This is a genomic window from Pseudomonas sp. FW305-96 (assembly GCF_058783825.1).
The window spans coordinates 1-26,521 of record NZ_JBYSYW010000037.1 but is presented as its reverse complement, the minus strand read 5'-3'; the positions used below and the strand labels follow the sequence as shown (position 1 = coordinate 26,521).

General features: G+C 57.9%; 29 protein-coding genes and 4 tRNA genes. All 33 read right to left on the bottom strand.

Features of this window, described 5'->3' with window-relative positions; translation table 11 throughout:
• Positions 1-19: 19 nt before the first annotated feature.
• Positions 20-334: a 50S ribosomal protein L24 gene (rplX, locus tag AC3WL2_RS22265; RefSeq protein WP_023629180.1), complete on the bottom strand. Its 315-nt coding sequence runs from the start codon at positions 332-334 to the stop codon at positions 20-22.
• Between the two features lie 11 nt (positions 335-345).
• Complete coding sequence (rplN, locus tag AC3WL2_RS22260; RefSeq protein ID WP_008089810.1) at positions 346-714, bottom strand: 50S ribosomal protein L14; 369 nt, start codon at positions 712-714, stop codon at positions 346-348.
• 23 nt (positions 715-737) lie between these two features.
• A complete protein-coding gene (rpsQ, locus tag AC3WL2_RS22255; protein ID WP_003255478.1) occupies positions 738-1,004 on the bottom strand; it encodes a 30S ribosomal protein S17 in 267 nt (88 codons plus the stop codon).
• A gap of 2 nt (positions 1,005-1,006) precedes the next feature.
• Positions 1,007-1,198, bottom strand: a complete 192-nt coding sequence (rpmC, locus tag AC3WL2_RS22250; protein WP_002555481.1) for a 50S ribosomal protein L29 — start codon at positions 1,196-1,198, stop codon at positions 1,007-1,009.
• A complete protein-coding gene (gene rplP, locus AC3WL2_RS22245; protein WP_009397508.1) occupies positions 1,198-1,611 on the bottom strand; it encodes a 50S ribosomal protein L16 in 414 nt (137 codons plus the stop codon). The genes rpmC and rplP overlap by 1 nt, the downstream gene beginning before the upstream one ends.
• Before the next feature lie 12 nt (positions 1,612-1,623).
• A complete protein-coding gene (gene rpsC / locus AC3WL2_RS22240) occupies positions 1,624-2,310 on the bottom strand; it encodes a 30S ribosomal protein S3 (RefSeq protein ID WP_011531889.1) in 687 nt (228 codons plus the stop codon).
• A gap of 13 nt (positions 2,311-2,323) precedes the next feature.
• Positions 2,324-2,656 (bottom strand): 50S ribosomal protein L22, encoded by a 333-nt coding sequence (gene rplV / locus AC3WL2_RS22235; RefSeq protein ID WP_003103908.1) that lies wholly within the window; start codon positions 2,654-2,656, stop codon positions 2,324-2,326.
• 11 nt (positions 2,657-2,667) lie between these two features.
• Positions 2,668-2,943 (bottom strand): 30S ribosomal protein S19, encoded by a 276-nt coding sequence (rpsS, locus tag AC3WL2_RS22230; protein WP_003255482.1) that lies wholly within the window; start codon positions 2,941-2,943, stop codon positions 2,668-2,670.
• Between the two features lie 16 nt (positions 2,944-2,959).
• Positions 2,960-3,784, bottom strand: coding sequence for a 50S ribosomal protein L2 (gene rplB / locus AC3WL2_RS22225; protein WP_003255483.1), 825 nt, complete (start codon positions 3,782-3,784; stop codon positions 2,960-2,962).
• A 14-nt stretch (positions 3,785-3,798) separates the two neighbouring features.
• The gene (rplW, locus tag AC3WL2_RS22220) at positions 3,799-4,098 is read right to left on the bottom strand and encodes a 50S ribosomal protein L23 (RefSeq protein ID WP_003255484.1); all 300 of its coding nucleotides are present in this window, start codon (positions 4,096-4,098) and stop codon (positions 3,799-3,801) included.
• Positions 4,095-4,697 carry a 50S ribosomal protein L4 gene (rplD, locus tag AC3WL2_RS22215; RefSeq protein WP_003255485.1) on the bottom strand — a complete coding sequence of 201 codons (603 nt, stop codon included), beginning with the start codon at positions 4,695-4,697 and terminating at the stop codon, positions 4,095-4,097. Before rplD ends, rplW begins: the two co-directional genes overlap by 4 nt.
• Before the next feature lie 12 nt (positions 4,698-4,709).
• A complete protein-coding gene (gene rplC / locus AC3WL2_RS22210) occupies positions 4,710-5,345 on the bottom strand; it encodes a 50S ribosomal protein L3 (protein ID WP_011531887.1) in 636 nt (211 codons plus the stop codon).
• An 80-nt stretch (positions 5,346-5,425) separates the two neighbouring features.
• A complete protein-coding gene (rpsJ, locus tag AC3WL2_RS22205) occupies positions 5,426-5,737 on the bottom strand; it encodes a 30S ribosomal protein S10 (protein ID WP_003186070.1) in 312 nt (103 codons plus the stop codon).
• A 141-nt stretch (positions 5,738-5,878) separates the two neighbouring features.
• Positions 5,879-7,072 (bottom strand): elongation factor Tu, encoded by a 1,194-nt coding sequence (gene tuf / locus AC3WL2_RS22200; RefSeq protein WP_038707241.1) that lies wholly within the window; start codon positions 7,070-7,072, stop codon positions 5,879-5,881.
• A 31-nt stretch (positions 7,073-7,103) separates the two neighbouring features.
• Positions 7,104-9,248 (bottom strand): elongation factor G, encoded by a 2,145-nt coding sequence (gene fusA / locus AC3WL2_RS22195; protein WP_102684364.1) that lies wholly within the window; start codon positions 9,246-9,248, stop codon positions 7,104-7,106.
• Positions 9,249-9,278: 30 nt separating this feature from the next.
• Positions 9,279-9,749 (bottom strand): 30S ribosomal protein S7, encoded by a 471-nt coding sequence (gene rpsG, locus AC3WL2_RS22190; protein ID WP_023628750.1) that lies wholly within the window; start codon positions 9,747-9,749, stop codon positions 9,279-9,281.
• A gap of 106 nt (positions 9,750-9,855) precedes the next feature.
• Positions 9,856-10,227, bottom strand: a complete 372-nt coding sequence (rpsL, locus tag AC3WL2_RS22185) for a 30S ribosomal protein S12 (RefSeq protein ID WP_003255492.1) — start codon at positions 10,225-10,227, stop codon at positions 9,856-9,858.
• Between the two features lie 211 nt (positions 10,228-10,438).
• Positions 10,439-14,638 (bottom strand): DNA-directed RNA polymerase subunit beta', encoded by a 4,200-nt coding sequence (gene rpoC / locus AC3WL2_RS22180; protein WP_046857349.1) that lies wholly within the window; start codon positions 14,636-14,638, stop codon positions 10,439-10,441.
• A gap of 62 nt (positions 14,639-14,700) precedes the next feature.
• Entirely contained in the window at positions 14,701-18,774 is a 4,074-nt protein-coding gene (rpoB, locus tag AC3WL2_RS22175) for a DNA-directed RNA polymerase subunit beta (RefSeq protein ID WP_031314438.1), read from the bottom strand.
• Positions 18,775-18,994: 220 nt separating this feature from the next.
• Positions 18,995-19,360 carry a 50S ribosomal protein L7/L12 gene (gene rplL / locus AC3WL2_RS22170; protein WP_003255496.1) on the bottom strand — a complete coding sequence of 122 codons (366 nt, stop codon included), beginning with the start codon at positions 19,358-19,360 and terminating at the stop codon, positions 18,995-18,997.
• A gap of 77 nt (positions 19,361-19,437) precedes the next feature.
• Entirely contained in the window at positions 19,438-19,938 is a 501-nt protein-coding gene (rplJ, locus tag AC3WL2_RS22165) for a 50S ribosomal protein L10 (protein WP_023628748.1), read from the bottom strand.
• 198 nt (positions 19,939-20,136) lie between these two features.
• The gene (gene rplA, locus AC3WL2_RS22160; protein WP_023628747.1) at positions 20,137-20,832 is read right to left on the bottom strand and encodes a 50S ribosomal protein L1; all 696 of its coding nucleotides are present in this window, start codon (positions 20,830-20,832) and stop codon (positions 20,137-20,139) included.
• Complete coding sequence (rplK, locus tag AC3WL2_RS22155) at positions 20,832-21,263, bottom strand: 50S ribosomal protein L11 (RefSeq protein ID WP_011531881.1); 432 nt, start codon at positions 21,261-21,263, stop codon at positions 20,832-20,834. The genes rplA and rplK overlap by 1 nt, the downstream gene beginning before the upstream one ends.
• Positions 21,264-21,382: 119 nt before the next feature.
• Positions 21,383-21,916 (bottom strand): transcription termination/antitermination protein NusG, encoded by a 534-nt coding sequence (gene nusG, locus AC3WL2_RS22150; protein ID WP_023628746.1) that lies wholly within the window; start codon positions 21,914-21,916, stop codon positions 21,383-21,385.
• Between the two features lie 9 nt (positions 21,917-21,925).
• Positions 21,926-22,294, bottom strand: coding sequence for a preprotein translocase subunit SecE (secE, locus tag AC3WL2_RS22145; protein ID WP_023628745.1), 369 nt, complete (start codon positions 22,292-22,294; stop codon positions 21,926-21,928).
• Between the two features lie 44 nt (positions 22,295-22,338).
• A tRNA-Trp gene (locus AC3WL2_RS22140) sits at positions 22,339-22,414 on the bottom strand.
• Positions 22,415-22,468: 54 nt separating this feature from the next.
• Positions 22,469-23,662, bottom strand: coding sequence for an elongation factor Tu (gene tuf, locus AC3WL2_RS22135; RefSeq protein WP_038707241.1), 1,194 nt, complete (start codon positions 23,660-23,662; stop codon positions 22,469-22,471).
• 79 nt (positions 23,663-23,741) lie between these two features.
• Positions 23,742-23,817 (bottom strand) — tRNA-Thr (locus AC3WL2_RS22130).
• A gap of 28 nt (positions 23,818-23,845) precedes the next feature.
• Positions 23,846-23,919: transfer RNA gene (locus AC3WL2_RS22125), tRNA-Gly, on the bottom strand.
• 24 nt (positions 23,920-23,943) lie between these two features.
• Positions 23,944-24,027 (bottom strand) — tRNA-Tyr (locus AC3WL2_RS22120).
• A 152-nt stretch (positions 24,028-24,179) separates the two neighbouring features.
• Positions 24,180-24,605, bottom strand: a complete 426-nt coding sequence (locus AC3WL2_RS22115) for a hypothetical protein (protein ID WP_102684363.1) — start codon at positions 24,603-24,605, stop codon at positions 24,180-24,182.
• Positions 24,606-24,616: 11 nt separating this feature from the next.
• Positions 24,617-25,366, bottom strand: a complete 750-nt coding sequence (locus tag AC3WL2_RS22110; RefSeq protein WP_102684362.1) for a pantothenate kinase — start codon at positions 25,364-25,366, stop codon at positions 24,617-24,619.
• The gene (gene birA / locus AC3WL2_RS22105; protein ID WP_102684361.1) at positions 25,356-26,315 is read right to left on the bottom strand and encodes a bifunctional biotin--[acetyl-CoA-carboxylase] ligase/biotin operon repressor BirA; all 960 of its coding nucleotides are present in this window, start codon (positions 26,313-26,315) and stop codon (positions 25,356-25,358) included. Before birA ends, AC3WL2_RS22110 begins: the two co-directional genes overlap by 11 nt.
• Positions 26,316-26,521 lie beyond the last annotated feature (206 nt).

Below are 26,521 nucleotides of genomic sequence, written 5' to 3'. Positions count from 1 at the left end.
GTCTTCTACCTAGCAGTGTTCAAGCATCAACCGCTTTTTGGGTCGACTTGAAGACACGAATTTTCTTGCCTTCTTCTACTTTGAAGCCAACGCGGTCAGCCTTGTTGGTTTCGCTGTTGAAGATGGCAACGTTGGAAGCGTGCAGTGGCGCTTCTTTTTCGACGATACCGCCCTGAACGCCCGCCATCGGGTTAGGCTTGGTATGACGCTTGACCAGGTTCACGCCACCGATGACCAGACGGTCATCAGCCAGAACCTTCAGCACCTTACCGCGCTTACCCTTGTCTTTGCCGGCGATCACGATGATCTCGTCGTCACGACGAATCTTTTGCATGTCGGATCTCCTTAGAGCACTTCAGGGGCGAGCGAAACGATCTTCATGAACTTCTCGGTACGAAGTTCACGGGTCACTGGCCCGAAGATGCGAGTACCGATCGGCTCTTGCTTGGTGTTCAGCAGAACAGCAGCGTTGCCGTCGAAACGAATGATGGAACCGTCAGCGCGACGTACACCGTGACGGGTACGGACGACAACAGCGGTCATCACCTGGCCTTTCTTGACCTTACCGCGAGGAATTGCTTCCTTGACGGTAACTTTGATGATGTCACCGATACCGGCGTAACGACGGTGGGAACCGCCGAGCACCTTGATGCACATGACGCGACGAGCGCCGCTGTTATCGGCCACATCGAGCATGGATTGAGTCTGAATCATAAAATTTCTCCGACCCCTAGCCCTTAGACTTCAACAGCGCGTTCGAGGACTTCAACCAGTGCCCAGGACTTGGTCTTGGCCAGCGGACGGGTTTCACGGATGGAAACCTTGTCGCCGATCTTGCACTGGTTGGCTTCGTCGTGCGCGTGCAGCTTAGTCGAACGCTTAACGTATTTACCGTAGATCGGGTGCTTTACGCGACGCTCGATCAGAACGGTGATGGTCTTGTCCATTTTGTCGCTGACGACACGGCCAGTCAGCGTACGGACGGTTTTTTCAGCTTCAGCCATGATCACTTACCTGCCTGCTGGTTGAGCACAGTTTTCACGCGAGCGATGTCACGCTTAACTTGCGAGAGCAGGTGCGACTGCCCCAACTGGCCAGTTGCTTTCTGCATGCGCAGATTGAACTGGTCGCGCAGCAAGCCGAGCAGTTGCTCATTCAGTTGCTGTGCGGATTTTTCACGAAGTTCATTCGCTTTCATCACATCACCGTCCGCTTAACAAAGGAGGTGGCGAGTGGCAGCTTTGCAGCAGCCAGGGCGAAAGCTTCGCGCGCCAGCTCTTCAGAAACACCCTCGATCTCGTACAGGACTTTGCCTGGCTGAATCTGGGCAACCCAGTATTCCACGGAACCCTTACCTTTACCCATCCGCACTTCGAGAGGCTTCTTGGTAACCGGCTTGTCCGGGAACACACGGATCCAGATCTTGCCGCCACGTTTCACGTGACGGGTCAGGGCACGACGTGCCGACTCGATCTGGCGAGCGGTGAGACGACCGCGGGCGACAGCTTTCAGCGCGAACTCGCCGAAGCTGACCTTGCTACCGCGCAGTGCCAGACCACGGTTGTGGCCGGTCATCTGCTTGCGGAATTTTGTACGCTTTGGTTGCAACATTTGGCGTACCCCTTACTTAGCAGCTTTTTTACGAGGCGCTGGTGCTTGCGGCTTCAGCTCTTCCTGGCGACCACCAATAACTTCGCCTTTGAAGATCCAAACCTTCACACCGATCACACCGTAGGTGGTGTGAGCTTCGTAGGTGTTGTAGTCGATATCGGCACGCAGGGTGTGCAGGGGCACACGACCTTCGCGATACCACTCGGTACGTGCGATCTCGGCACCGCCGAGACGACCGCTCACCTGGATCTTGATGCCCTTGGCACCAATACGCATGGCGTTCTGCACGGCGCGCTTCATGGCGCGACGGAACATTACGCGGCGTTCCAGCTGCTGGGCTACGCTCTGAGCAACCAGCATGGCGTCGAGTTCCGGCTTGCGGATCTCTTCGATGTTGATGTGCACAGGCACACCCATCTGCTTGGTCAGGTCCTGACGCAGCTTCTCAACATCTTCACCTTTCTTGCCGATAACGATACCGGGACGAGCGGTGTGGATGGTGATGCGTGCAGTTTGAGCCGGACGATGAATATCGATACGGCTAACGGACGCGCTTTTTAGTTTGTCTTGGAGGTACTCGCGAGTTTGCAGATCCTTGAGCAGGTAATCTGCGTAAGTCGCGCCGTCTGCGTACCAGACGGAGGTGTGCTCCTTGACGATTCCCAGGCGAATGCCAGTGGGATGTACTTTCTGACCCATCTGATCGACTCCGTTACTTGTCCGCAACCTTGACAGTGATATGGCAAGACCGCTTGACGATGCGATCAGCGCGGCCTTTGGCACGCGGCATGATGCGCTTCAGCGAACGCCCTTCGTTGACGAAGACGGTGGAGACCTTCAGGTCATCAACGTCTGCGCCTTCGTTGTGTTCGGCGTTGGCAACGGCCGACTCGAGGACTTTCTTCATGATTTCAGCGGCTTTTTTGCTGCTGAAGGCCAACAGGTTGAGCGCTTCGCCCACCTTCTTCCCGCGGATCTGGTCGGCGACCAAGCGGGCTTTCTGGGCGGAGATGCGAGCGCCCGACAACTTAGCGGCTACTTCCATTTCCTTACCCCTTAACGCTTGGCTTTCTTGTCAGCCACGTGCCCGCGGTAGGTGCGGGTACCGGCGAACTCGCCCAGTTTGTGGCCGACCATGTCTTCGTTCACGAGAACTGGGACGTGTTGGCGACCGTTGTGTACCGCGATGGTCAGACCGACCATTTGTGGCAGGATCATCGAACGGCGCGACCAGGTTTTAACTGGCTTGCGATCGTTCTTCTCCACCGCCACTTCGACCTTCTTCAACAGGTGAAGATCGATAAAAGGACCTTTTTTCAGAGAACGTGGCACTGTCGTATCCCTCTAGTTACTTGCGACGACGGACGATCATGTTGTCGGTACGCTTATTACCACGGGTTTTGGCACCCTTGGTTGGGAAGCCCCATGGCGATACCGGATGACGACCACCGGAGGTACGACCTTCACCACCACCATGCGGGTGGTCAACCGGGTTCATGGCAACACCACGAACGGTTGGGCGAACGCCGCGCCAGCGTTTGGCACCAGCTTTACCCAGCGAACGCAGGCTGTGCTCGGAGTTCGAGACTTCGCCCAGGGTCGCACGGCACTCAGCCAGGACTTTACGCATTTCACCAGAGCGCAGACGCAGGGTCACGTAGACACCTTCGCGAGCGATCAGCTGAGCCGAAGCACCAGCGGAACGAGCGATCTGAGCACCTTTACCCGGCTTCAGTTCGATGCCGTGAATGGTGCTACCTACTGGAATGTTGCGCAGTTGCAGGGAGTTACCGGCCTTGATTGGGGCCAGGGCACCTGCGATCAGCTGGTCGCCAGCACTCACGCCTTTAGGGGCGATGATGTAGCGACGCTCACCGTCTGCGTAGCACAGCAGGGCGATGTGAGCAGTACGGTTTGGATCGTATTCGATACGCTCGACAGTGGCTGGGATGCCATCTTTGTCGTTGCGACGGAAGTCGACCAGACGGTAGTGCTGCTTATGACCACCACCCACGTGACGCGTGGTGATGCGGCCATTGTTGTTACGACCACCAGACTTCGATTTCTTCTCGATCAGCGGTGCGTGAGGAGCGCCTTTGTGCAGCTCCTTGTTGACCACCTTGACCACGAAACGGCGGCCAGGGGAAGTCGGTTTGCATTTAACGATTGCCATGATGCACCCCTTCCTTACTCAGCACTGCTGCTGAAATCGAGATCTTGGCCTGGCTGAAGGGAGACGATCGCCTTCTTCCAGTCATTACGCTTGCCCAGACCACGTGCGGTACGCTTGGTTTTACCCAGAACGTTAACGGTCGACACGTTTTCAACTTTTACGTTGAACAGGCCTTCGACAGCTTTCTTGATTTCCAGCTTGGTTGCATCGGTAGCAACCTTGAATACGAACTGGCCTTTTTTCTCAGCCAGAACGGTAGCCTTCTCGGAAACGTGCGGGCCAAGGAGGACTTTGAATACGCGTTCCTGGTTCATCCCAGCAGCTCCTCGAATTTCTTCACGGCCGAGACAGTGATCAACACTTTCTCGTATGCGATCAGACTGACCGGGTCGGAACCTTGAACGTCACGTACGTCGACGTGCGGCAGGTTACGAGCAGCCAGGTACAGGTTCTGATCAACAGCGTCCGAAACGATCAGTACGTCGCTCAGACCCATGCCGTTCAGCTTGTTCAGCAGATCTTTGGTTTTCGGTGCTTCAACAGCGAAGTCCTGAACCACGACCAGACGGTCGCTACGCACCAGCTCGGCGAGGATGGAGCGCAGGGCTGCGCGGTACATCTTCTTGTTGAGCTTCTGCGAGTGATCTTGAGGACGAGCTGCGAAGGTTACACCACCGCCACGCCAGATCGGACCACGGGTAGTACCGGCACGAGCACGGCCAGTACCTTTCTGACGCCATGGGCGCTTACCGCCACCGGCCACGTCAGAACGGGTCTTCTGCTGCTTGGTGCCCTGACGGCCGCCGGCCATGTAGGCCACGACTGCTTGGTGTACCAGCGTCTCGTTGAATTCGCCACCGAAAGTCAGTTCGGAAACTTCGATCGCCTGAGCGTCATTTACATTAAGTTGCATGTCAGTTTCCCCTTACCCGCGAGCCTTGACAGCTGGACGCACAACCACGTCGCCGCCAGTAGCGCCTGGAACGGCACCCTTGATCAGCAGCAGGTTGCGTTCAGCGTCTACGCGTACTACTTCCAGGGACTGCACAGTCACGCGCTCAGCGCCCATGTGACCGGACATTTTCTTGCCCTTGAATACACGACCAGGAGTCTGGCACTGGCCGATGGAGCCAGGGACACGGTGCGATACGGAGTTACCGTGGGTGTTATCTTGACCACGGAAGTTCCAGCGCTTGATGGTACCGGCGAAGCCTTTACCTTTGGACTGACCGGTTACGTCTACCAGCTGGCCTGCAGTGAAGAGTTCAGCTTTGATCAGATCGCCAGCCTGGAAATCGCCTTCTTCAAGACGGAACTCCCAGACACCGCGACCAGCGGCAACGTTGGCCTTGGCAAAGTGGCCTGCCTGAGCGGCGGTCACACGCGAAGCACGACGCTCGCCGACAGTGACTTGCACTGCACGGTAGCCATCAGTTTCTTCGGTTTTGAACTGGGTGACGCGATTCGGCTCGATCTCAATGACCGTGACCGGAATGGAGACACCTTCTTCGGTGAAAATACGGGTCATGCCCGCTTTCCGACCGACTACACCAATAGTCATGTTGTAAACCTCATGAGTGTACGGGGCTTTCACCCGCTATGGCCGCCCATTTCAGAGCGTTACACGACCAGACCGAAGTCTTAGCCGAGGCTGATCTGTACTTCCACGCCGGCCGCCAGATCGAGCTTCATCAGCGCGTCAACGGTTTTATCCGTTGGCTGGACGATGTCCAGAACACGCTTATGAGTGCGAATCTCGTACTGGTCACGCGCGTCTTTGTTGACGTGCGGGGAGACCAGAACGGTGAAACGCTCTTTGCGGGTAGGCAGTGGAATTGGACCACGCACTTGTGCCCCAGTACGTTTCGCGGTTTCCACGATTTCCTGGGTGGATTGGTCGATCAGGCGATGGTCGAAAGCCTTCAACCTGATACGGATTTGCTGATTTTGCATTGGATTTCAGACTCCAGGCTGTTCCCAACGGACGCACTACGCCCGCTAAAAGGAGGCGTGATTCTATAGACGCCCCAATTTAGTGTCAACCCAATAAAAAAAGCCCCCGCTGAGCGGGGGCTTTTTCAATCGGTCGAGTGATTACTCGATGATTTTGGCTACGACGCCGGCGCCGACGGTACGACCGCCTTCACGGATGGCGAAACGCAGACCGTCTTCCATTGCGATGGTCTTGATCAGGGTGACAGTCATCTGGATGTTGTCACCTGGCATTACCATTTCAACGCCTTCCGGCAGTTCGCAGTTACCGGTCACGTCAGTGGTACGGAAGTAGAACTGAGGACGGTAGCCTTTGAAGAACGGAGTGTGACGACCGCCTTCTTCCTTCGACAGGACGTAGACTTCTGCGGTGAACTTGGTGTGCGGCTTGACCGAACCTGGCTTGACCAGAACCTGACCACGCTCAACGTCGTCACGCTTGGTACCACGCAGCAGAACGCCGCAGTTCTCGCCAGCACGACCTTCGTCCAGCAGCTTGCGGAACATCTCAACACCGGTGCAGGTGGTGGTGGTGGTGTCACGCAGACCAACGATTTCCAGGGCGTCCTGAACGCGGACGATACCACGCTCGATACGACCGGTAACAACGGTACCACGACCCGAGATCGAGAATACGTCTTCGATTGGCATCAGGAACGGCTGGTCGATGGCACGAACTGGCTCAGGGATGTAGGCATCCAGAGTTTCTACCAGCTTCTTGACAGCGGTAGTGCCCATTTCGTTGTCGTCTTTGCCTTCCAGCGCCATACGAGCCGAACCGATGATGATCGGGGTGTCGTCGCCTGGGAAGTCGTAGGTGGACAGCAGGTCGCGAACTTCCATCTCGACCAGTTCCAGCAGCTCAGCGTCGTCTACCAGGTCAGCCTTGTTCAGGAAGACCACGATGTACGGAACGCCAACCTGACGGGACAGCAGGATGTGCTCACGGGTTTGTGGCATCGGACCATCGGCGGCCGAGCAAACCAGGATCGCGCCGTCCATCTGGGCAGCACCGGTGATCATGTTCTTCACGTAGTCAGCGTGACCTGGGCAGTCAACGTGAGCGTAGTGACGAATGTTCGAGTTGTACTCGACGTGCGCGGTGTTGATGGTGATACCGCGAGCTTTTTCTTCCGGAGCCGAGTCGATCTTGTCGAACTCAACGACGGCCGAACCGAAAACTTCGGAGCAGACGCGGGTCAGAGCTGCGGTCAGGGTGGTTTTACCGTGGTCAACGTGACCGATGGTGCCAACGTTGACGTGCGGAAGGGAACGATCAAATTTTTCTTTAGCCACGACAGTGAACTCCTAGCCTAAAGGGGCTGAATCAGCCTTGTTTTTTAATGAGAGCTTCGACGATGTTCGACGGAGCTTCAGCGTACTTCGAGAATTCCATGGAGTAGCTTGCGCGACCCTGAGACATGGAACGAACGTCGGTTGCGTAACCGAACATCTCTCCCAGCGGAACCTCAGCGCGGACGACGCGGCCAGAGACCGACTCATCCATACCCTGGACCAGACCACGACGACGGTTCAGGTCACCCATCACGTCACCCAGGTAGTCTTCCGGGGTTACAACTTCGACCTTCATGATCGGCTCGAGAACCACGCCACCGCCCTTCTGGGCCAGTTGCTTGGTTGCCATCGAAGCAGCGATTTTGAACGCCATTTCGTTGGAGTCGACGTCGTGGTACGAACCGTCGAATACCGTGGCCTTCAGGCCGATCAGAGGATAACCGGCAACAACGCCGTTTTTCATCTGCTCTTCGATACCCTTCTGGATCGGAGCGATGAATTCCTTAGGAATCACACCGCCAACGACTTCGTTGGAGAACACCAGACCTTCGGTGATGTTGCCCTTGTCGTCCTGATCTGGCTCCGAGAAACGGATCCAGCAGTGACCGAACTGACCACGACCACCCGACTGACGAACGAATTTGCCTTCGATCTCAACGCCGGATTTGGTGATCTTCTCACGGTACGAAACCTGAGGCTTACCGATGTTGGCTTCGACGTTGAATTCGCGCTTCATGCGGTCAACGAGGATGTCCAGGTGCAGCTCACCCATACCGGAGATGATGGTCTGGCCGGTTTCTTCGTCGGTCTTGACGCGGAACGACGGGTCTTCCTGGGCCAGCTTGCCCAGAGCGATACCCATCTTCTCCTGGTCAGCCTTGGTTTTCGGCTCGACGGAGAGCGAAATCACCGGCTCAGGGAAGTCCATACGCTCAAGGATGATTGGCTTCTCGATGTTGCACAGGGTTTCGCCGGTGGTCACATCTTTCATGCCGATCAGGGCCGCGATGTCGCCAGCGCGTACTTCCTTGATCTCTTCACGCTGGTTGGCGTGCATCTGCACCATACGACCAACGCGCTCTTTCTTGCCTTTGACCGAGTTGATGACCGAGTCACCGGAGGCCAGAACGCCCGAGTAGACGCGAACGAAGGTCAGAGTACCCACGAACGGGTCAGTCGCGATCTTGAACGCCAGAGCCGAGAACGGCTCGTCGTCGTCTGCGTGACGCTCGTCCTTACGAACAGCCGGATCTTCTTTGTCCAGCTCTTTGTCGTCCGGGTTGATGCCCTGGATTGCAGGGATCTCGGTCGGCGCAGGCAGGTAGTCGATGACGGCGTCGAGAACCAGGGGAACACCCTTGTTCTTGAACGACGAACCGCAGACGGCCGGAACGATCTCGCTGGCCAGGGTGCGCGCACGCAGGCCTGCCTTGATCTCTTCGACGGTCAGCTCACCTTCTTCAAGGTACTTGTTCATCAGCTCTTCGTTGGCTTCGGCAGCAGCTTCCACCATGTTCGCGCGCCATTCTTCGGCCAGCTCGAGCATGTCCGCAGGAATTTCTTCCTCGCGGTAGGTGGTGCCTTTGTCGTCGTCGTTCCAGTAGATAGCCTTCATCTTGATCAGGTCAACCTGACCCTGGAAGTTATCTTCCGAACCGATGGCCAGCTGAACCGGAACCGGGGTGTGGCCCAGACGGTTCTTGATCTGACCTACGACGCGCAGGAAGTTGGCACCAGCACGGTCCATCTTGTTCACGTAGACAACACGTGGAACACCGTACTTGTTGGCTTGACGCCATACGGTTTCGGACTGCGGCTCAACGCCGGAGGTACCGCAGAACACAACGACCGCGCCGTCGAGTACGCGCAGCGAACGCTCAACTTCAATGGTGAAGTCAACGTGGCCGGGGGTATCGATGACGTTTACGCGGTAGTTGTCGTACTGACCGACAGAACCTTTCCAGAAGGTGGTAACGGCAGCGGAGGTAATGGTGATACCGCGCTCCTGCTCCTGCACCATCCAGTCGGTGGTCGCGGCGCCGTCATGCACCTCGCCCATCTTGTGGCTCAGACCTGTGTAGAACAGGATCCGCTCGGTAGTGGTAGTCTTGCCCGCGTCAACGTGCGCGCAGATACCGATGTTACGGTAGCGGTTAATTGCTGTAGTACGAGCCATAAAGCCCTCGCAAAATAATTGATGCTTGAATTAGAAGCGGTAGTGCGAGAACGCTTTGTTGGCTTCAGCCATACGGTGAACGTCTTCACGCTTCTTGACTGCAGCACCTTTGCCTTCGGCAGCATCCAGCAGTTCACCGGCCAGGCGCAGAGCCATCGACTTCTCGCCGCGCTTGCGGGCGTAGTCTACGAGCCAGCGCATTGCCAGAGCGTTACGACGGGACGGACGAACTTCAACCGGGACCTGGTAAGTGGCACCGCCGACACGGCGGGACTTTACTTCGACCAGCGGAGCGATGGCGTCGAGAGCTTTCTCGAAGATTTCCAGGGGGTCGCTGTTCTTGCGTGCTTTGACTGCGTCCAGGGCACCGTAAACGATGCGCTCGGCCACGGCCTTCTTGCCGCTTTCCATCACGTGGTTCATGAACTTGGCGAGGATCTGGGATCCGTACTTCGGATCGTCCAGGATCTCACGTTTTGCTGCTACACGACGTCTTGGCATGATAAGCCCTCAAACGGTCTTCAGGTTAGCCCGGGACGTGGGTCTTCGACCCCTGCCCGACCTTACTCTTATCGACTCAAAAAAATGGATATGTGCAAACGGCCGATTACTTCGGACGCTTGGTACCGTACTTCGAACGACCCTGGTTACGGCCTTTGACGCCCGAAGTATCCAGAGAGCCGCGAACGGTGTGGTAACGAACACCTGGCAAGTCTTTTACACGGCCGCCACGGATCAGGACGACGCTGTGCTCTTGCAGGTTGTGGCCTTCACCACCGATGTACGAGGAAACCTCGAAACCGTTGGTCAGACGCACACGGCATACTTTACGCAGTGCCGAGTTAGGTTTTTTCGGCGTGGTGGTGTACACGCGGGTGCACACGCCACGACGTTGCGGGCAGTTCTGCAGCGCAGGAACGTCGGACTTCTCGACCGAACGCTTACGCGGCTGACGTACCAGCTGGTTGATAGTTGCCATCTACTAGCTCCACTGATTGTCTTGCGACTCTATTGTCTTGCAAGAAAGCCAAAAATTGGCGAGACGGAGCCTCACCAAATTTAAGGGTACAAAAGTCTAAAGAGGATCTTGCACCCAGTCAAGACGAGGCCCCGGCCCTCCTCGCCCGGTCATCGGCAACAAATCATGTCACCGATGCCCGCCCGAGGCTTGCCGGGGCCCTGCCCTGTACTTAGTTACCGCTGGAATTCAGCGCTTCGGTCAGTGCGGCTTCCACCTCACTGGCGCTCACACGCAGCGGTTTGTCGGCATCACGGCGACGCTTACGCTCGCTGTGATAGGCCAGACCGGTACCGGCCGGGATCAGACGACCCACGACCACGTTCTCTTTCAGGCCGCGCAGGTAGTCACGCTTGCCGGTTACCGCCGCCTCGGTCAGTACACGGGTGGTTTCCTGGAAGGAAGCCGCCGAGATGAACGATTCGGTGGACAGCGAAGCCTTGGTGATACCCAGCAACACACGGGTGAACTTGGAGATGAACTTGTCTTCGCCGGCGAGACGCTCGTTCTCTACCAGGACCTGAGTCAGTTCCATCTGGTCGCCCTTGATGAAGCTGGAATCGCCCGACTCGGAGATCTCGACCTTGCGCAGCATCTGACGCAGGATGGTCTCGATGTGCTTGTCGTTGATCTTCACGCCTTGCAGACGGTAAACGTCCTGGATCTCGTTGACGATGTACTTCGCCAGCGCGCTCACACCCAGCAGACGCAGGATGTCGTGCGGATCGCTCGGGCCGTCGGAGATAACTTCGCCGCGGTTGACCTGTTCGCCTTCGAAGACGTTCAGGTGGCGCCACTTCGGAATCAGCTCTTCATACGGATCGCTACCGTCGGTCGGAGTGATGACCAGGCGACGCTTGCCCTTGGTCTCTTTACCGAACGCGATGGTGCCGCTGACTTCAGCCAGGATCGAGGCTTCTTTCGGACGGCGCGCTTCGAACAAGTCGGCAACGCGTGGCAGACCACCGGTGATGTCACGGGTCTTCGACGTTTCTTGCGGGATACGCGCGATAACGTCACCGACGCCGATCTGGGCACCGTCAGCCACGCCGACGAGGGCGTTGGCCGGCAGGAAGTACTGGGCAGGTACGTCGGTACCTGGCAGGTACAGGTCCTTGCCGTTGGCGTCGACCATCTTGATCGCCGGACGGATTTCCTTGCCTGCGGCAGGGCGATCCTTGACGTCCAGGACTTCAATGTTGGTCAAGCCGGTCAGTTCATCGGTCTGACGCTTGATGGTGATGTTTTCTTCCATGCCCACGAAGGTCACGGTACCTTTCAGCTCGGTAACGATCGGGTGGGTGTGCGGGTCCCACTTGGCGACGATGGCGCCAGCTTCGACCTTGTCACCTTCCTTGACCGAAATCACGGCACCGTAAGGCAGCTTGTAACGCTCACGCTCACGACCGAACTCGTCGGCAATCGCCAGCTCGCCGGAACGCGATACGGCAACCAGGTTACCGTCGGCACGCTCAACCTGTTTCAGGTTGTGCAGGCGCACCATACCGCCGTTCTTCACCTGGACGCTGTCGGCAGCCGAAGTACGGCTTGCAGCACCACCGATGTGGAACGTACGCATGGTCAGCTGGGTACCCGGCTCACCGATCGACTGCGCAGCGATAACGCCGACAGCTTCACCGATGTTCACCTGGTGACCACGAGCCAGGTCACGACCGTAGCACTTGGCGCAGATACCGTAGCGGGTTTCGCAGTTGATCGGCGAACGCACGACGACTTCGTCGATGCTGTTCAGCTCGATGAACTCGACCCACTGCTCGTCTACCAGGGTACCGGCCGGAACGATGACGTCCTCGGTGCCTGGCTTGAATACGTCACGGGCGATGACACGACCCAGTACGCGCTCACCCAGCGGCTCGACAACGTCGCCGCCTTCGATGTGCGGGGTCATCAACAGGCCCTGGTCGGTGCCGCAGTCGATCTCGGTCACGACCAGATCCTGGGCAACGTCTACCAGACGGCGAGTCAGGTAACCGGAGTTCGCGGTTTTCAACGCGGTATCCGCCAGACCTTTACGAGCACCGTGAGTCGAGATGAAGTACTGCAGTACGCTCAGACCTTCACGGAAGTTCGCGGTGATCGGCGTCTCGATGATCGAGCCGTCCGGCTTGGCCATCAGGCCACGCATACCGGCCAGCTGACGGATCTGAGCGGCGGAACCACGCGCACCGGAGTCGGCCATCATGTACATCGAGTTGAAGGACTCTTGCTCGACTTCCTTGCCCTCGCGATCGACTACCTTCTCTTTCGAGAGGTTGGCCATCATCGCCTTGGACACTTCGTCGTTCGCCTTGGACCACAAGTCGATGACCTTGTTGTACTTCTCGCCCTGGGTTACCAGGCCGGAGGCGTACTGGCTCTCGATTTCCTTCACTTCGTCGGTAGCGGTACCGATGATGCGGGCTTTCTCGTCCGGGATAACGAAGTCGTTAACGCCGATCGAAACGCCGGAAATGGTCGAGTAGGCAAAACCGGTGTACATCAGCTGGTCAGCGAAGATCACGGTCTCTTTCAGACCCACCACGCGGTAGCACTGGTTGATCAGCTTGGAGATCGCCTTCTTCTTCATCGACTGGTTGACGACGTCGAACGGCAGGCCGGCCGGTACTACCTGGAACAGCAGCGCACGGCCGACGGTGGTGTCGACGATACGGGTGTTCTTGGTGATGCTGCCATCACGGTCTTTCACGGTTTCGTTGATACGAACCTTGATTTTCGCGTGCAGGGCGGCTTCGCCGGCGCGGAATACGCGGTCGACTTCCTGAAGGTCGGCGAATACGCGACCTTCGCCCTTGGCGTTGATGGCTTCACGGGTCATGTAGTACAGACCCAGTACCACGTCCTGCGACGGAACGATGATTGGCTCACCGTTGGCTGGCGACAGGATGTTGTTGGTCGACATCATCAGCGCGCGCGCTTCGAGCTGGGCTTCCAGGGTCAGCGGCACGTGAACGGCCATCTGGTCACCGTCGAAGTCGGCGTTGTACGCGGCGCAGACCAGCGGGTGCAGCTGGATCGCCTTACCTTCGATCAACACAGGCTCGAAAGCCTGGATACCCAGACGGTGCAGGGTAGGCGCACGGTTGAGCAGTACGGGGTGTTCGCGGATCACCTCGGCGAGCACGTCCCACACCTCCGGCAGCTCGCGCTCGACCATCTTCTTGGCAGCTTTGATGGTGGTCGCCAGACCACGCATTTCCAGCTTGCCGAAAATGAACGGCTTGAACAGCTCGAGGGCCATCTTCTTCGGCAGACCGCACTGGTGCAGACGCAGGGTCGGGCCTACGGTAATTACCGAACGACCGGAGTAGTCCACGCGCTTACCGAGCAAGTTCTGACGGAAGCGACCTTGCTTACCTTTGATCATGTCGGCCAGGGACTTCAGCGGACGCTTGTTCGAGCCAGTGATGGCGCGACCGCGACGGCCGTTGTCGAGCAGGGCGTCGACCGCTTCCTGCAGCATGCGCTTTTCGTTGCGCACGATGATGTCCGGCGCCGACAGATCGAGCAGGCGCTTCAGACGGTTGTTACGGTTGATCACCCGACGATACAGGTCGTTCAGGTCGGAGGTCGCGAAGCGGCCGCCATCCAGCGGCACCAGCGGACGCAGGTCCGGTGGCAGGACTGGCAGGACGGTCAGGACCATCCACTCAGGCAGGTTGCCCGAGCCCTGGAAAGCTTCCATCAGCTTCAGGCGCTTGGACAGCTTCTTGATCTTGGTTTCCGAGTTGGTCTGCGGAATTTCTTCGCGCAGGCGGCCGATCTCGTGCTCCAGGTCGATAGCGTGCAGCAGCTCGCGGACAGCCTCGGCACCCATGCGGGCGTCGAAGTCGTCACCGAACTCTTCCAGCGCTTCGAAGTACTGCTCGTCGTTCAGCAACTGACCCTTCTCGAGGGTGGTCATGCCCGGATCGATCACCACGTAGCTCTCGAAGTAGAGCACGCGCTCGATGTCACGCAGGGTCATGTCCATCAGCAGGCCGATACGGGACGGCAGCGACTTCAGGAACCAGATGTGGGCAACCGGCGAGGCCAGTTCGATGTGCGCCATGCGCTCACGACGAACCTTGGCCAGGGCAACTTCAACGCCGCACTTCTCGCAGATCACGCCGCGGTGCTTGAGGCGCTTGTACTTGCCGCACAGGCACTCGTAGTCCTTGACTGGGCCAAAGATCTTGGCGCAGAACAGGCCGTCACGCTCAGGCTTGAACGTACGGTAGTTGATGGTTTCCGGCTTCTTGACTTCACCGAACGACCACGAACGGATCATTTCAGGCGACGCCAGACCGATGCGGATGGCGTCGAACTCTTCGACTTGACCCTGGTTTTTCAGCAAATTCAGTAGGTCTTTCAAGGCCTTTCCTCCTGGCGGAGCAGGGAGTGGGCATTACCTGCCCACTCCCCTCGCGTCACGTGTTATTCGGTTTCCAGATCGATATCGATACCGAGGGAACGGATCTCTTTGATCAACACGTTGAAGGACTCGGGCATGCCCGGCTCCATACGGTGATCGCCATCCACGATGTTCTTGTACATCTTGGTACGGCCGTTCACGTCGTCCGACTTCACTGTGAGCATTTCTTGCAGGGTGTATGCCGCGCCGTATGCTTCCAGCGCCCACACTTCCATCTCCCCGAAACGCTGACCACCGAACTGCGCCTTACCACCCAGCGGCTGCTGGGTAACCAGGCTGTAGGAACCAGTGGAACGCGCGTGCATCTTGTCGTCCACCAAGTGGTTCAGCTTGAGCATGTACATGTAACCAACGGTCACCGGACGCTCGAACTTGTTGCCGGTACGGCCATCGAACAGCACCATCTGGCCGCTCTCTGGCAGATCTGCCAGTTTCAGCATGGCCTTGATCTCACGCTCCTTGGCACCGTCGAAGACTGGAGTGGCCATCGGCACGCCCTTCTTCAGGTTGTTCGCCAGGGCGATGATCTCTTCGTCGGTGAACTCTTCCAGGTTCTCCTGACGACCACCGATCTCGTTGTAGATCTCGGTGAGGAAGGTGCGCAGTTCAGCGGCTTTGCGCTGCTCTTCGATCATGCGGTCGATCTTCTCGCCCAGGCCCTTGGCCGCGAGGCCCAGGTGGGTTTCAAGGATCTGACCGACGTTCATACGCGAAGGTACGCCCAGCGGGTTCAGTACGACGTCGACCGGAGTACCGTTGGCGTCGTGCGGCATGTCTTCGACCGGCATGATTACCGAGACGACACCCTTGTTACCGTGACGACCGGCCATCTTGTCACCCGGCTGGATGCGACGGCGGATTGCCAGGTAGACCTTGACGATCTTCAGTACGCCCGGAGCCAGGTCATCGCCCTGCTGCAGCTTGCGCTTCTTGTCTTCGAACTTGTCGTCCAGCAGGCGACGGCGATCGACGATGTACTGCTGAGCCTTTTCCAGCTGCTCGTTCAGTGCATCTTCGGCCATGCGCAGTTTGAACCACTGGCCGTGCTCCAGACCGTTCAGCACGTCGTCGCTGATCACGGTGCCTTTCTTCAGGCCCGCGCCACCGTCAACCACCTGGCCGTTCAGAGCCGAACGCAGACGCTCGAAGGTCGCGCCTTCGACGATGCGGAACTCTTCGTTGAGGTCCTTGCGGATCTCGTCCAGCTGCATCTTCTCGATGGCCAGGGCGCGGCTGTCGCGCTCGACGCCATCACGGGTGAAGACCTGTACGTCAATGACGGTACCCTTGGTGCCGGTCGGCACACGCAGGGAGGTGTCTTTGACGTCGCTGGCCTTCTCACCGAAGATCGCACGCAGCAGTTTTTCTTCCGGAGTCAGCTGGGTCTCGCCTTTCGGAGTGACCTTGCCGACCAGAATGTCGCCAGCGCCGACTTCGGCACCCACGTAGACGATACCGGCTTCGTCCAGCTTGTTCAGCGCAGCTTCACCGACGTTCGGGATGTCCGCGGTGATTTCCTCTGGGCCAAGCTTGGTGTCACGGGCCACACAGGTCAGTTCCTGGATGTGGATCGTGGTGAAGCGGTCTTCCTGAACCACACGCTCGGACAGGCAGATGGAGTCTTCGAAGTTGAAGCCGTTCCACGCCATGAACGCGATGCGCATGTTCTGACCCAGTGCCAGTTCACCCATGTCGGTGGACGGGCCGTCGGCCATGATGTCGCCACGCGCAACCTTGTCACCCTTGCTGACCAGCGGACGCTGGTTGATGCAGGTGTTCTGGTTGGAGCGGGTGTATTTGGTCAGGTTGTAGATATCCACACCTGCTTCACCAGTCTCGACTTCGTCGTCGGCAACGCGCACGACGATACGGCTGGCGTCGACCGAGTCGATCACACCACCGCGGCGAGCAACCACGCAGACACCGGAGTCACGGGCAACGTTGCGCTCCATGCCGGTACCTACCAGCGGCTTGTCGGCGCGCAGGGTCGGTACAGCCTGACGCTGCATGTTGGAACCCATCAACGCACGGTTGGCGTCGTCGTGCTCGAGGAACGGAATCAGCGACGCGGCAACCGACACTACCTGCTTCGGCGAAACGTCCATCAGGGTGACGTCTTCCGGCGCCTTGACGGTGAATTCGTTCAGGTGACGAACAGCTACCAGCTCATCGATCAGCTGCTTCTTGTCGTTCATCGCGGCCGAAGCTTGGGCGATCACGTGATCGGCCTCTTCGATGGCGGACAGGAACACGATGTCGTCGCTGACCACGCCTTCCTTCACCACACGGTACGGGCTTTCCAGGAAGCCGTACTGGTTGGTGCGGGCATAGGCCGCCAGGGAGTTGATCAGACCGATGTTCGGACCTTCAGGAGTCTCGATCGGGCACACGCGGCCGTAGTGGGTCGGGTGTACGTCACGGACTTCGAAGCCAGCACGCTCACGGGTCAGACCGCCCGGGCCGAGTGCGGAGACGCGGCGCTTGTGGGTGATCTCGGAAAGCGGGTTGTTCTGGTCCATGAACTGCGAAAGCTGGCTGGAGCCGAAGAACTCTTTCACCGCCGCCGCAACCGGCTTGGCGTTGATCAGGTCCTGCGGCATCAGGCCTTCGCTTTCAGCCATAGACAGACGCTCTTTGACCGCGCGTTCAACACGCACCAGGCCAACGCGGAACTGGTTCTCGGCCATCTCGCCGACGCAACGGACGCGACGGTTACCCAGGTGGTCGATGTCGTCGACGATGCCTTTGCCGTTACGGATATCGACCAGGGTCTTGAGGACCTCGACGATGTCTTCCTTGCTCAGCACGCCCGAACCTTCGATCTCGGTGCGACCGATACGACGGTTGAACTTCATGCGGCCAACGGCGGACAGGTCGTAACGCTCGGCGCTGAAGAACAGGTTGTTGAACAGGGTCTCGGCGGCGTCCTTGGTTGGCGGCTCGCCTGGACGCATCATGCGGTAGATCTCGACCAGCGCTTCCAGTTGGTTGCTGGTGGTGTCGATCTTCAGGGTGTCGGAGATGAACGGACCGCAGTCGATGTCGTTGGTGTACAGCGTCTCGACGCGAACGACCTGGGCCTTGGCGATCTTCACCAGCAGGTCGGTGGTCAGCTCGGTGTTGCACTCGGCAATGATCTCGCCGGTAGCCGGATGCACGATCGCCTTGGCGGTGGTGCGACCCAGTACGTACTCCAGCGGAACGTCGAGCTCTTTCACGCCAGCCTTTTCCAGCTGGTTGATGTGGCGCGCGGTAATACGGCGGCCTTGCTCGACGATGACCTTGCCGCTGTCGTCATGGATATCCATGACCGCAACTTCACCACGCAGACGCTGAGGTACCAGTTCCAGGCTGAGCTTCTCGCCGGAAAGGTGGAACACGTTGGTGGTGTAGAAGGTGTTCAGAACCTCTTCGGTGCTGTAACCCAGGGCACGCAGCAGTACCGAGGCCGGCAGTTTGCGGCGACGGTCGATACGTACGAACACGCAGTCTTTCGGGTCGAACTCGAAGTCCAGCCACGAACCGCGGTAAGGGATGATGCGCGCGGAGTACAGCAGCTTACCGGAGCTGTGCGTCTTGCCACGGTCGTGGTCGAAGAACACACCAGGCGAACGGTGCAGCTGGGAGACGATCACACGCTCGGTACCGTTGATAACGAAGGTACCGTTTTCAGTCATCAGGGGAATTTCACCCATGTAGACTTCTTGCTCTTTGATGTCCTTGATCGCTTTATTCGACGATTCCTTGTCGAAGATGATCAGGCGCACCTTCACCCGCAGCGGGACCGCGAAGGTCACACCGCGCAGGACACATTCCTTCACATCGAAAGCCGGCTCGCCCAGGCGATAGCCGACGTACTCCAGGGCAGCATTGCCGGAGTAGCTGATGATCGGGAATACCGATTTGAAGGCCGCATGCAGACCGACGTCGCGGAACTGATCCTTGGATGCTCCCGCCTGCAGGAATTCGCGATACGAATCCAGCTGGATGGCCAGGAGGTACGGCACATCCATGACGTCCGGCAACTTGCTAAAGTCCTTGCGGATACGTTTTTTCTCAGTGTATGAGTAAGCCATCAGCATTCCCCAGCTTGGTCACCTGCTTGTTTGGCATCTCCCGGCGGGAGCAGCCAGAAAATCGTGCAAACCCTTTGGTTTGCGCCACCCTCTTGGGTGTCTTGCAGCTCGTTATCGGGGCCGACCTGATCGGCCACCAATAACGGAAAAAGGCCGGTGGCATAAGCCACCAGCCATCAGCCCTTCGCTTGACGCTCGGGCTGGCATCGCAAAGTCGAAATTACTTCAGCTCGACTTTAGCGCCTGCTTCTTCCAGCTTCTTCTTAGCGTCTTCAGCGGCTTCTTTCGAAACGCCTTCAGCTACAACCTGAGGAGCGCCATCGACTTTCTCTTTGGCTTCTTTCAGGCCCAGACCAGTCAGCTCGCGAACGGCCTTGATCACGTTTACTTTCTTGTCGCCGGCTTCAACCAGAACAACGTTGAACTCGGTTTGCTCTTCAACAACGGCAGCAGCAGCAGCTGGGCCGGCAGCGGCAACAGCAGCGGTAACGCCGAAGGTTTCTTCCATTGCTTTGATCAGCTCAACAACTTCCAGAACGGTTTTCTGGCCGATTGCTTCGATGATTTGCTCGTTAGTCAGAGACATGACTTAAATCCTGTATTGGGGTGACAGCCTACGCAGCTATCAAATTAAACGTATGATTTGAAAGAGTTTCCGGTGCCTTAGGCAGCGGTGGCTTCTTTCTGGTCGCGAATGGCTGCCAGGGTACGGGCCAGCTTGCTGGTAGCGCCTTGAATCACGCTCATCAGCTTCGCGATGGCTTCGTCGCGGGTCGGCAGGGTAGCCAACACGTCGATCTGGTTCGCTGCAATGAACTTGCCGTCAAACGCAGCTGCCTTGATCTCGAACTTGTCCTGACCCTTGGCGAACTCCTTGAACAGACGAGCAGCGGCGCCCGGGTGTTCGTTGGAGAAAGCGATCAGGGTCGGGCCAGTGAAGGCGTCGTTGAGGACACTGAATTCAGTGTCGGCAACAGCGCGCTTGAGCAGGGTGTTACGTACGACACGTACGTATACGCCAGCTTCACGAGCCTCTTTACGGAGTCCGGTCATTGCGCCTACAGTCACACCACGGGCATCAGCCACGACAGCGGACAGAGCGACTTTGGCAGCCTCGTTGACTTCAGCGACGATGGCCTTCTTGTCTTCGAGTTTAATTGCCACGGGTAAAACTCCTGCTTGTTACCGTTTCATCTGGCCGAAGCCGGATGTCGTTTTGGTGTCTGATTCGGTAAGGAACCGGGAGCACCATCTGCGTAGGCTGGTTGTTTAAGGCTTGCGCCGCCTACGGTCTTGGATAGCCCCCGCCAGGCAGGGACCCCAATTTTTGCTGCCGGCGAGCTTACACCCGCCGGCATGGTCTTACACGTCCAGCGAGCTCTGATCGATGATCAGACCTGGGCCCATGGTGGTGCTCAGGGTAACGCGCTTGACGTAGATACCTTTCGAGGAAGCCGGCTTGATACGCTTCAGATCAGCGATCAGGGCTTCAACGTTTTCCTTCAGCTTGCCAGCTTCAAAGCCGATCTTGCCAACGGAGGTGTGGATGATACCGTTCTTGTCGGTACGGTAGCGAACCTGACCAGCCTTGGCGTTTTTCACGGCAGTGGCTACGTCTGGGGTAACGGTACCGACTTTCGGGTTAGGCATCAGGCCGCGAGGACCCAGAACCTGACCCAGCTGACCTACAACACGCATGGCATCAGGCGATGCGATGACGACGTCATAGTTCAGGTCGCCGCCTTTCATTTCGGCAGCCAGATCGTCCATACCTACGCGGTCAGCGCCGGCAGCCAGAGCGGCTTCAGCAGCCGGGCCCTGGGTGAAGACGGCAACACGTACGGTCTTGCCAGTGCCGTGCGGCAGCACGGTAGCGCTACGTACGACCTGGTCGGATTTACGCGGGTCAACACCGAGGTTGACGGCGATGTCGTAGGACTCGACGAACTTGGCAGCAGGCAGCGAGGCCAGCAGAGTTGCCGCTTCTTCGAAGTTGTAGGCCTTGCCTGCTTCGATTTTTTCGGCGATTGCCTTTTGGCGCTTGGTCAGCTTAGCCATTACACACCCTCCACGTTCAGGCCCATGCTGCGGGCAGAGCCAGCGATGGTGCGTACAGCAGCGTCCAGGTCAGCGGCAGTCAGGTCAGCCTGTTTGGCTTTCGCGATGTCTTCCAGCTGAGCGCGGGTAACGGTACCGACTTTAACGGTGTTCGGGCGAGCCGAACCACTGGTCAGGCCAGCAGCTTTCTTCAGCAGAACCGAGGCAGGGGTGCTCTTGGTTTCGAAGGTGAAGCTACGGTCACTGTAGACAGTGATGATCACTGGAGTCGGCAGACCTGGCTCTTGACCCTGAGTACGGGCGTTGAAGGCCTTGCAGAATTCCATGATGTTCACACCGTGTTGACCCAGTGCTGGACCAACGGGTGGGCTTGGGTTGGCCTGGCCGGCCTTTACTTGCAGCTTGATGTAAGCCTGAATCTTCTTAGCCATGAGCTACTCCAAAATCGGGTACAAACGCCAGATGGCTCCCCGGATGACTTGCGTTTTATCCCAGTGACGACAAAACCCCGCAGCACATAGGGCTGCGGGGTATGGGATGCTTCGTCCTGCTAGACCTTCTCGACCTGGCCGAACTCGAGCTCCACCGGAGTAGAGCGACCGAAAATGAGCACTGCAACCTGCAGGCGGCTCTTTTCGTAGTTAACCTCTTCGACGGTGCCATTGAAGTCAGCAAACGGACCATCAACGACTCGAACCACTTCACCCGGCTCGAACAACGTCTTCGGCTTCGGCTTGTCACTACCATCGGCAACGCGACGGAGGATTGCCTCGGCCTCTTTATCAGTGATCGGCGCAGGCTTGTCTGCGGTACCACCAATGAAACCCATGACCCGAGGGGTATCCTTGACAAGGTGCCAAGTCCCTTCGTTCATTTCCATCTGGACCAATACATAGCCAGGGAAGAATTTGCGCTCGCTCTTGCGCTTCTGGCCGTTACGCATTTCAACGACTTCTTCGGTCGGGACCAGGATCTCGCCGAATTCGTCTTCCATGCCAGCCAGCTTGACGCGCTCGATCAGGGAGCGCATCACATGCTTCTCGTAACCCGAGTAAGCATGCACTACGTACCAACGCTTAGCCACGGGACACCCTTAGCCAACAATCAAGGAGACCGCCCAACCGAGCAGGGAGTCGAGACCCCACAGCAGCAGTGCCATAACCAGAACAACAGCCACGACAATCAGCGTGGTCTGAGTGGTTTCTTGGCGGGTCGGCCACACGACTTTACGGATCTCGGTCCGCGCTTCCTTCGCCAGCGTGAAGAACGACTTACCCTTCGCAGTCTGCAAGGCAACGAAGCCTGCAACCGCAGCCAGGGCGAGAAGTGCAAGAACGCGGTACAGGATCGGCGAGGCGGAGTAATACTGATTACCCACAACGGCGACAACCACCAAAGCCACTACAGCCAGCCACTTGAACAAGTCGAAACGCGATTCTTGGGCTTCAGTTTTGGGAGTCATCGGGGAGGATCCTGTAAGAAGAAAGCCAATCACACCGAGGTGAATGGCAGGTCAGGAGGGAATCGAACCCCCAACCTACGGTTTTGGAGACCGTCGCTCTGCCAATTGAGCTACTGACCTGTAACGCTGTATCAGGCCGGCCATTATACCGGCCTGATCAAGTAAATCAACTACTTATTCGATAATTTTTGCTACGACACCGGCGCCGACGGTACGACCGCCTTCACGGATGGCGAAACGCAGACCGTCTTCCATTGCGATGGTCTTGATCAGGGTGACAGTCATCTGGATGTTGTCACCTGGCATTACCATTTCAACGCCTTCCGGCAGTTCGCAGTTACCGGTCACGTCAGTGGTACGGAAGTAGAACTGAGGACGGTAGCCTTTGAAGAACGGAGTGTGACGACCGCCTTCTTCCTTCGACAGGACGTAGACTTCTGCGGTGAACTTGGTGTGCGGCTTGACCGAACCTGGCTTGACCAGAACCTGACCACGCTCAACGTCGTCACGCTTGGTACCACGCAGCAGAACGCCGCAGTTCTCGCCAGCACGACCTTCGTCCAGCAGCTTGCGGAACATCTCAACACCGGTGCAGGTGGTGGTGGTGGTGTCACGCAGACCAACGATTTCCAGGGCGTCCTGAACGCGGACGATACCACGCTCGATACGACCGGTAACAACGGTACCACGACCCGAGATCGAGAATACGTCTTCGATTGGCATCAGGAACGGCTGGTCGATGGCACGAACTGGCTCAGGGATGTAGGCATCCAGAGTTTCTACCAGCTTCTTGACAGCGGTAGTGCCCATTTCGTTGTCGTCTTTGCCTTCCAGCGCCATACGAGCCGAACCGATGATGATCGGGGTGTCGTCGCCTGGGAAGTCGTAGGTGGACAGCAGGTCGCGAACTTCCATCTCGACCAGTTCCAGCAGCTCAGCGTCGTCTACCAGGTCAGCCTTGTTCAGGAAGACCACGATGTACGGAACGCCAACCTGACGGGACAGCAGGATGTGCTCACGGGTTTGTGGCATCGGACCATCGGCGGCCGAGCAAACCAGGATCGCGCCGTCCATCTGGGCAGCACCGGTGATCATGTTCTTCACGTAGTCAGCGTGACCTGGGCAGTCAACGTGAGCGTAGTGACGAATGTTCGAGTTGTACTCGACGTGCGCGGTGTTGATGGTGATACCGCGAGCTTTTTCTTCCGGAGCCGAGTCGATCTTGTCGAACTCAACGACGGCCGAACCGAAAACTTCGGAGCAGACGCGGGTCAGCGCTGCAGTCAGAGTGGTCTTACCGTGGTCAACGTGGCCGATAGTGCCGACGTTAACGTGAGGTAGCGAACGATCAAACTTTTCCTTAGCCATCGATACAGTCCTCCGCAGAAGAAATAGTCATACCGCTGATAAAACAAAGGCAGATATTTTCATATCTGCCTTGTTTATATGGAGCTCTTGAGCGGACTTGAACCGCTGACCTCACCCTTACCAAGGGTGTGCTCTACCAACTGAGCTACAAGAGCGAAACACTTTGTGCAACAACAGCAAACTTGGAGCGGGTAGCGGGAATCGAACCCGCATCATCAGCTTGGAAGGCTGAGGTTCTACCACTAAACTATACCCGCGGAGCTTGCAGCTCTCGCTAAAACTGGTGGAGGGAGAAGGATTCGAACCTTCGAAGCTCTCGCAACGGATTTACAGTCCGTCCCCTTTGGCCGCTCGGGAATCCCTCCAGATGTGGCCGGCATTCTATTTGGCTGCCGCCCCAGTGTCAAGCGTTTTTTCAAATTTTTTCAATCAAATCTGAAACTTAGCTGCTTTGACACTGCCTCCAGATCTACCACCTAAGTGATGTTCCCTGTGAAGCGGGCGCCATTCTATCAAGCTATTCAGCAGTTGCAATACCCTCGCACAAAATAATTTTGTGTTTTAAGTCTTTGAAATCCTTGGAAAGAGTCGAGAGCACAGTTGGGTCCAGCAAACGCTCGCTTTCCGGGGCAACCTTGAGCCATAGCCCCTCGGCACCCGGTAGCTGACCAACCACTGGCAGGGCAGCGATATCCAGACTGACCAGCCGCTGACGCAACGCCTCGAGTTGCTCGGGCGCAGTCATCCCCCCAACAACCAGACATTCGTCACGGCGTCGGGCGGGCGCCGCAACTCCGGTTTCGCGCAACAGGCGGATTTCCTGCTGGGAACCTTTGTACAAAGCCAACGGGGCGACTTCCTTGACCCTCAGGGGAGCTTCCTGCTGATGCCACACGTAATAAAAGACGTTGAGCACAACCAACAGCAGAAACAACCAGCGCATAGTCAGTCACCTCAGTTCAATGGACAGGCCATGGCCAAACCGACGAATACCAGGTCCGGCACGATCCGAGCCTTCGGCGCCGCCTCCTGCACCAAGGGCGCATCTCCACCAGTCAGAAAGACAGTGAAGTCCTCACCCCAGATCGCCCTGGCCTGCTCGATCTGGGTACGGGCGAAGCCCTGGAGCATCAGCACACAACCACGCTCGACCGCCTCGACGGTCGAGCGCCCCGGCGCCAGGCTGTTCAGGGCGCGCTCGGCCGACGCGTCGTCATAGCGAATACGCCGGGTATGGGTACGCAACTGGCTACGCATCAGCGGCATGCCCGGGCAGATGTAGCCACCAAGGTGCTCACCATTGGCCGCGACGAAATCGGCCTTGGCCGCGGTGCCGAAATCGATGACCAGACAAGCACGCTTGGCCAGGTGATAGGCGCCCAGCGCCCCCAGCCAGCGGTCCATGCCCAGGCGCTGATAATCGTCATAGCCATTGCGCACGCCAGCCATTTCCCTCACAGGCTGGGCCACGTTTGCCTCGACACCGAACGAGGCCTGGATCAGCGCACACAGCGATGAAGTTTCCTCTTCACTGCGTACACTGACCATGCGGCAGGCAGTCAGACGCAGGCTCGAGAGCCCCGCGACAGCTGCGACCAACGCCTGGTCGGAGTCCACGATGCCACCACCGTTGATGGTGGCGTCGGCTGAATGGATGACGCGCCACTTGATAAAGCTGTTTCCACAATCGAGCTCAAGAATCATCACGCAACCTCAGGCTCAGCTCGCCGCCGCTGAAGCTCTTTTCCACACCATCGACCTCCAGACGCAAGCCGCCCTGGCCATCCACCCCCAGCGCGACGCCTTCGATACGCGAGGTGCCCGCGACAAGTGAAACTTTACGCCCCTGCCAAAGATGCGCCTGTTCCCATTCTTCCTGGAACGCAGCGAAACCATAGCGGCGATGGCGACCAAGCTCGTGTTGCAACTGCTGGCTGAGCACCGCCACCAGGTGGTTGCGATCCACCAATTGCCCAGCTTCGCCGCGCATAGAGGCCCATTGCTGATCGATCTGTTCGTTGCCCTGCATGTTTACATTGATACCAATACCCAGCACTACATGGCAGACGTCCGCAGGATCCCCGACCAGCTCCAGGAGGATCCCGGTGATCTTGCGCCCGCCGGCAAGGACATCGTTGGGCCACTTGAGCCCCACATCCTTTAGCCCGAACGCCTGTAGTGTACGCATTACCGCCAGGCCGACCACCAGACTCAAACCTTCGAGCTGACGCATGCCACCATCGATGCGCAAGACCAGGCTGTAATAGAGGTTTTCGGCAAAAGGACTGACCCACGGGCGCCCGCGCCGACCGCGACCTGCACTCTGGCGCTCGGCCAGCACCAGAAACGGCGCAGCCTGCCCTTGCGCGACCAGCCTCAGCCCTTCGGCATTGGTGGAGTCGATGGTTTCGTGAATGAACACCGGCCATGGCTCGCCCTGGGAGAACTTGGCGATCGCCTGCGCTTCGAGCAGGTTCAACGGCGCCGCCAGCTGATAGCCGCGGCCACGGACCTTGTGAATGGTCAGGTTCAGTTCGCTCTCCAGGTGCTGCAGCTGCTTCCAAACGGCGCTGCGACTCACCCCAAGGGCGGCCCCCAGGGCTTCTCCGGAATGGAACCGGCCATCCTTGAGGAGGTTCAACAACTTCAGCATGCCAATCTCGACTCGGAATAAGGCTGGCATGATAGCCACGCCCCGAGGGCTTGCATAGGAAAAGGGCTACCGTTGGCATTGCAGGCAACGCGCTCCTACAAGGGAGCGCATCGACTTGCCAAAAGCACAAAAGACAAAACCCCTACCTGCTCGCGCAGATAGGGGTTTTGCGAAATGAATCTTGACGATGACCTACTCTCACATGG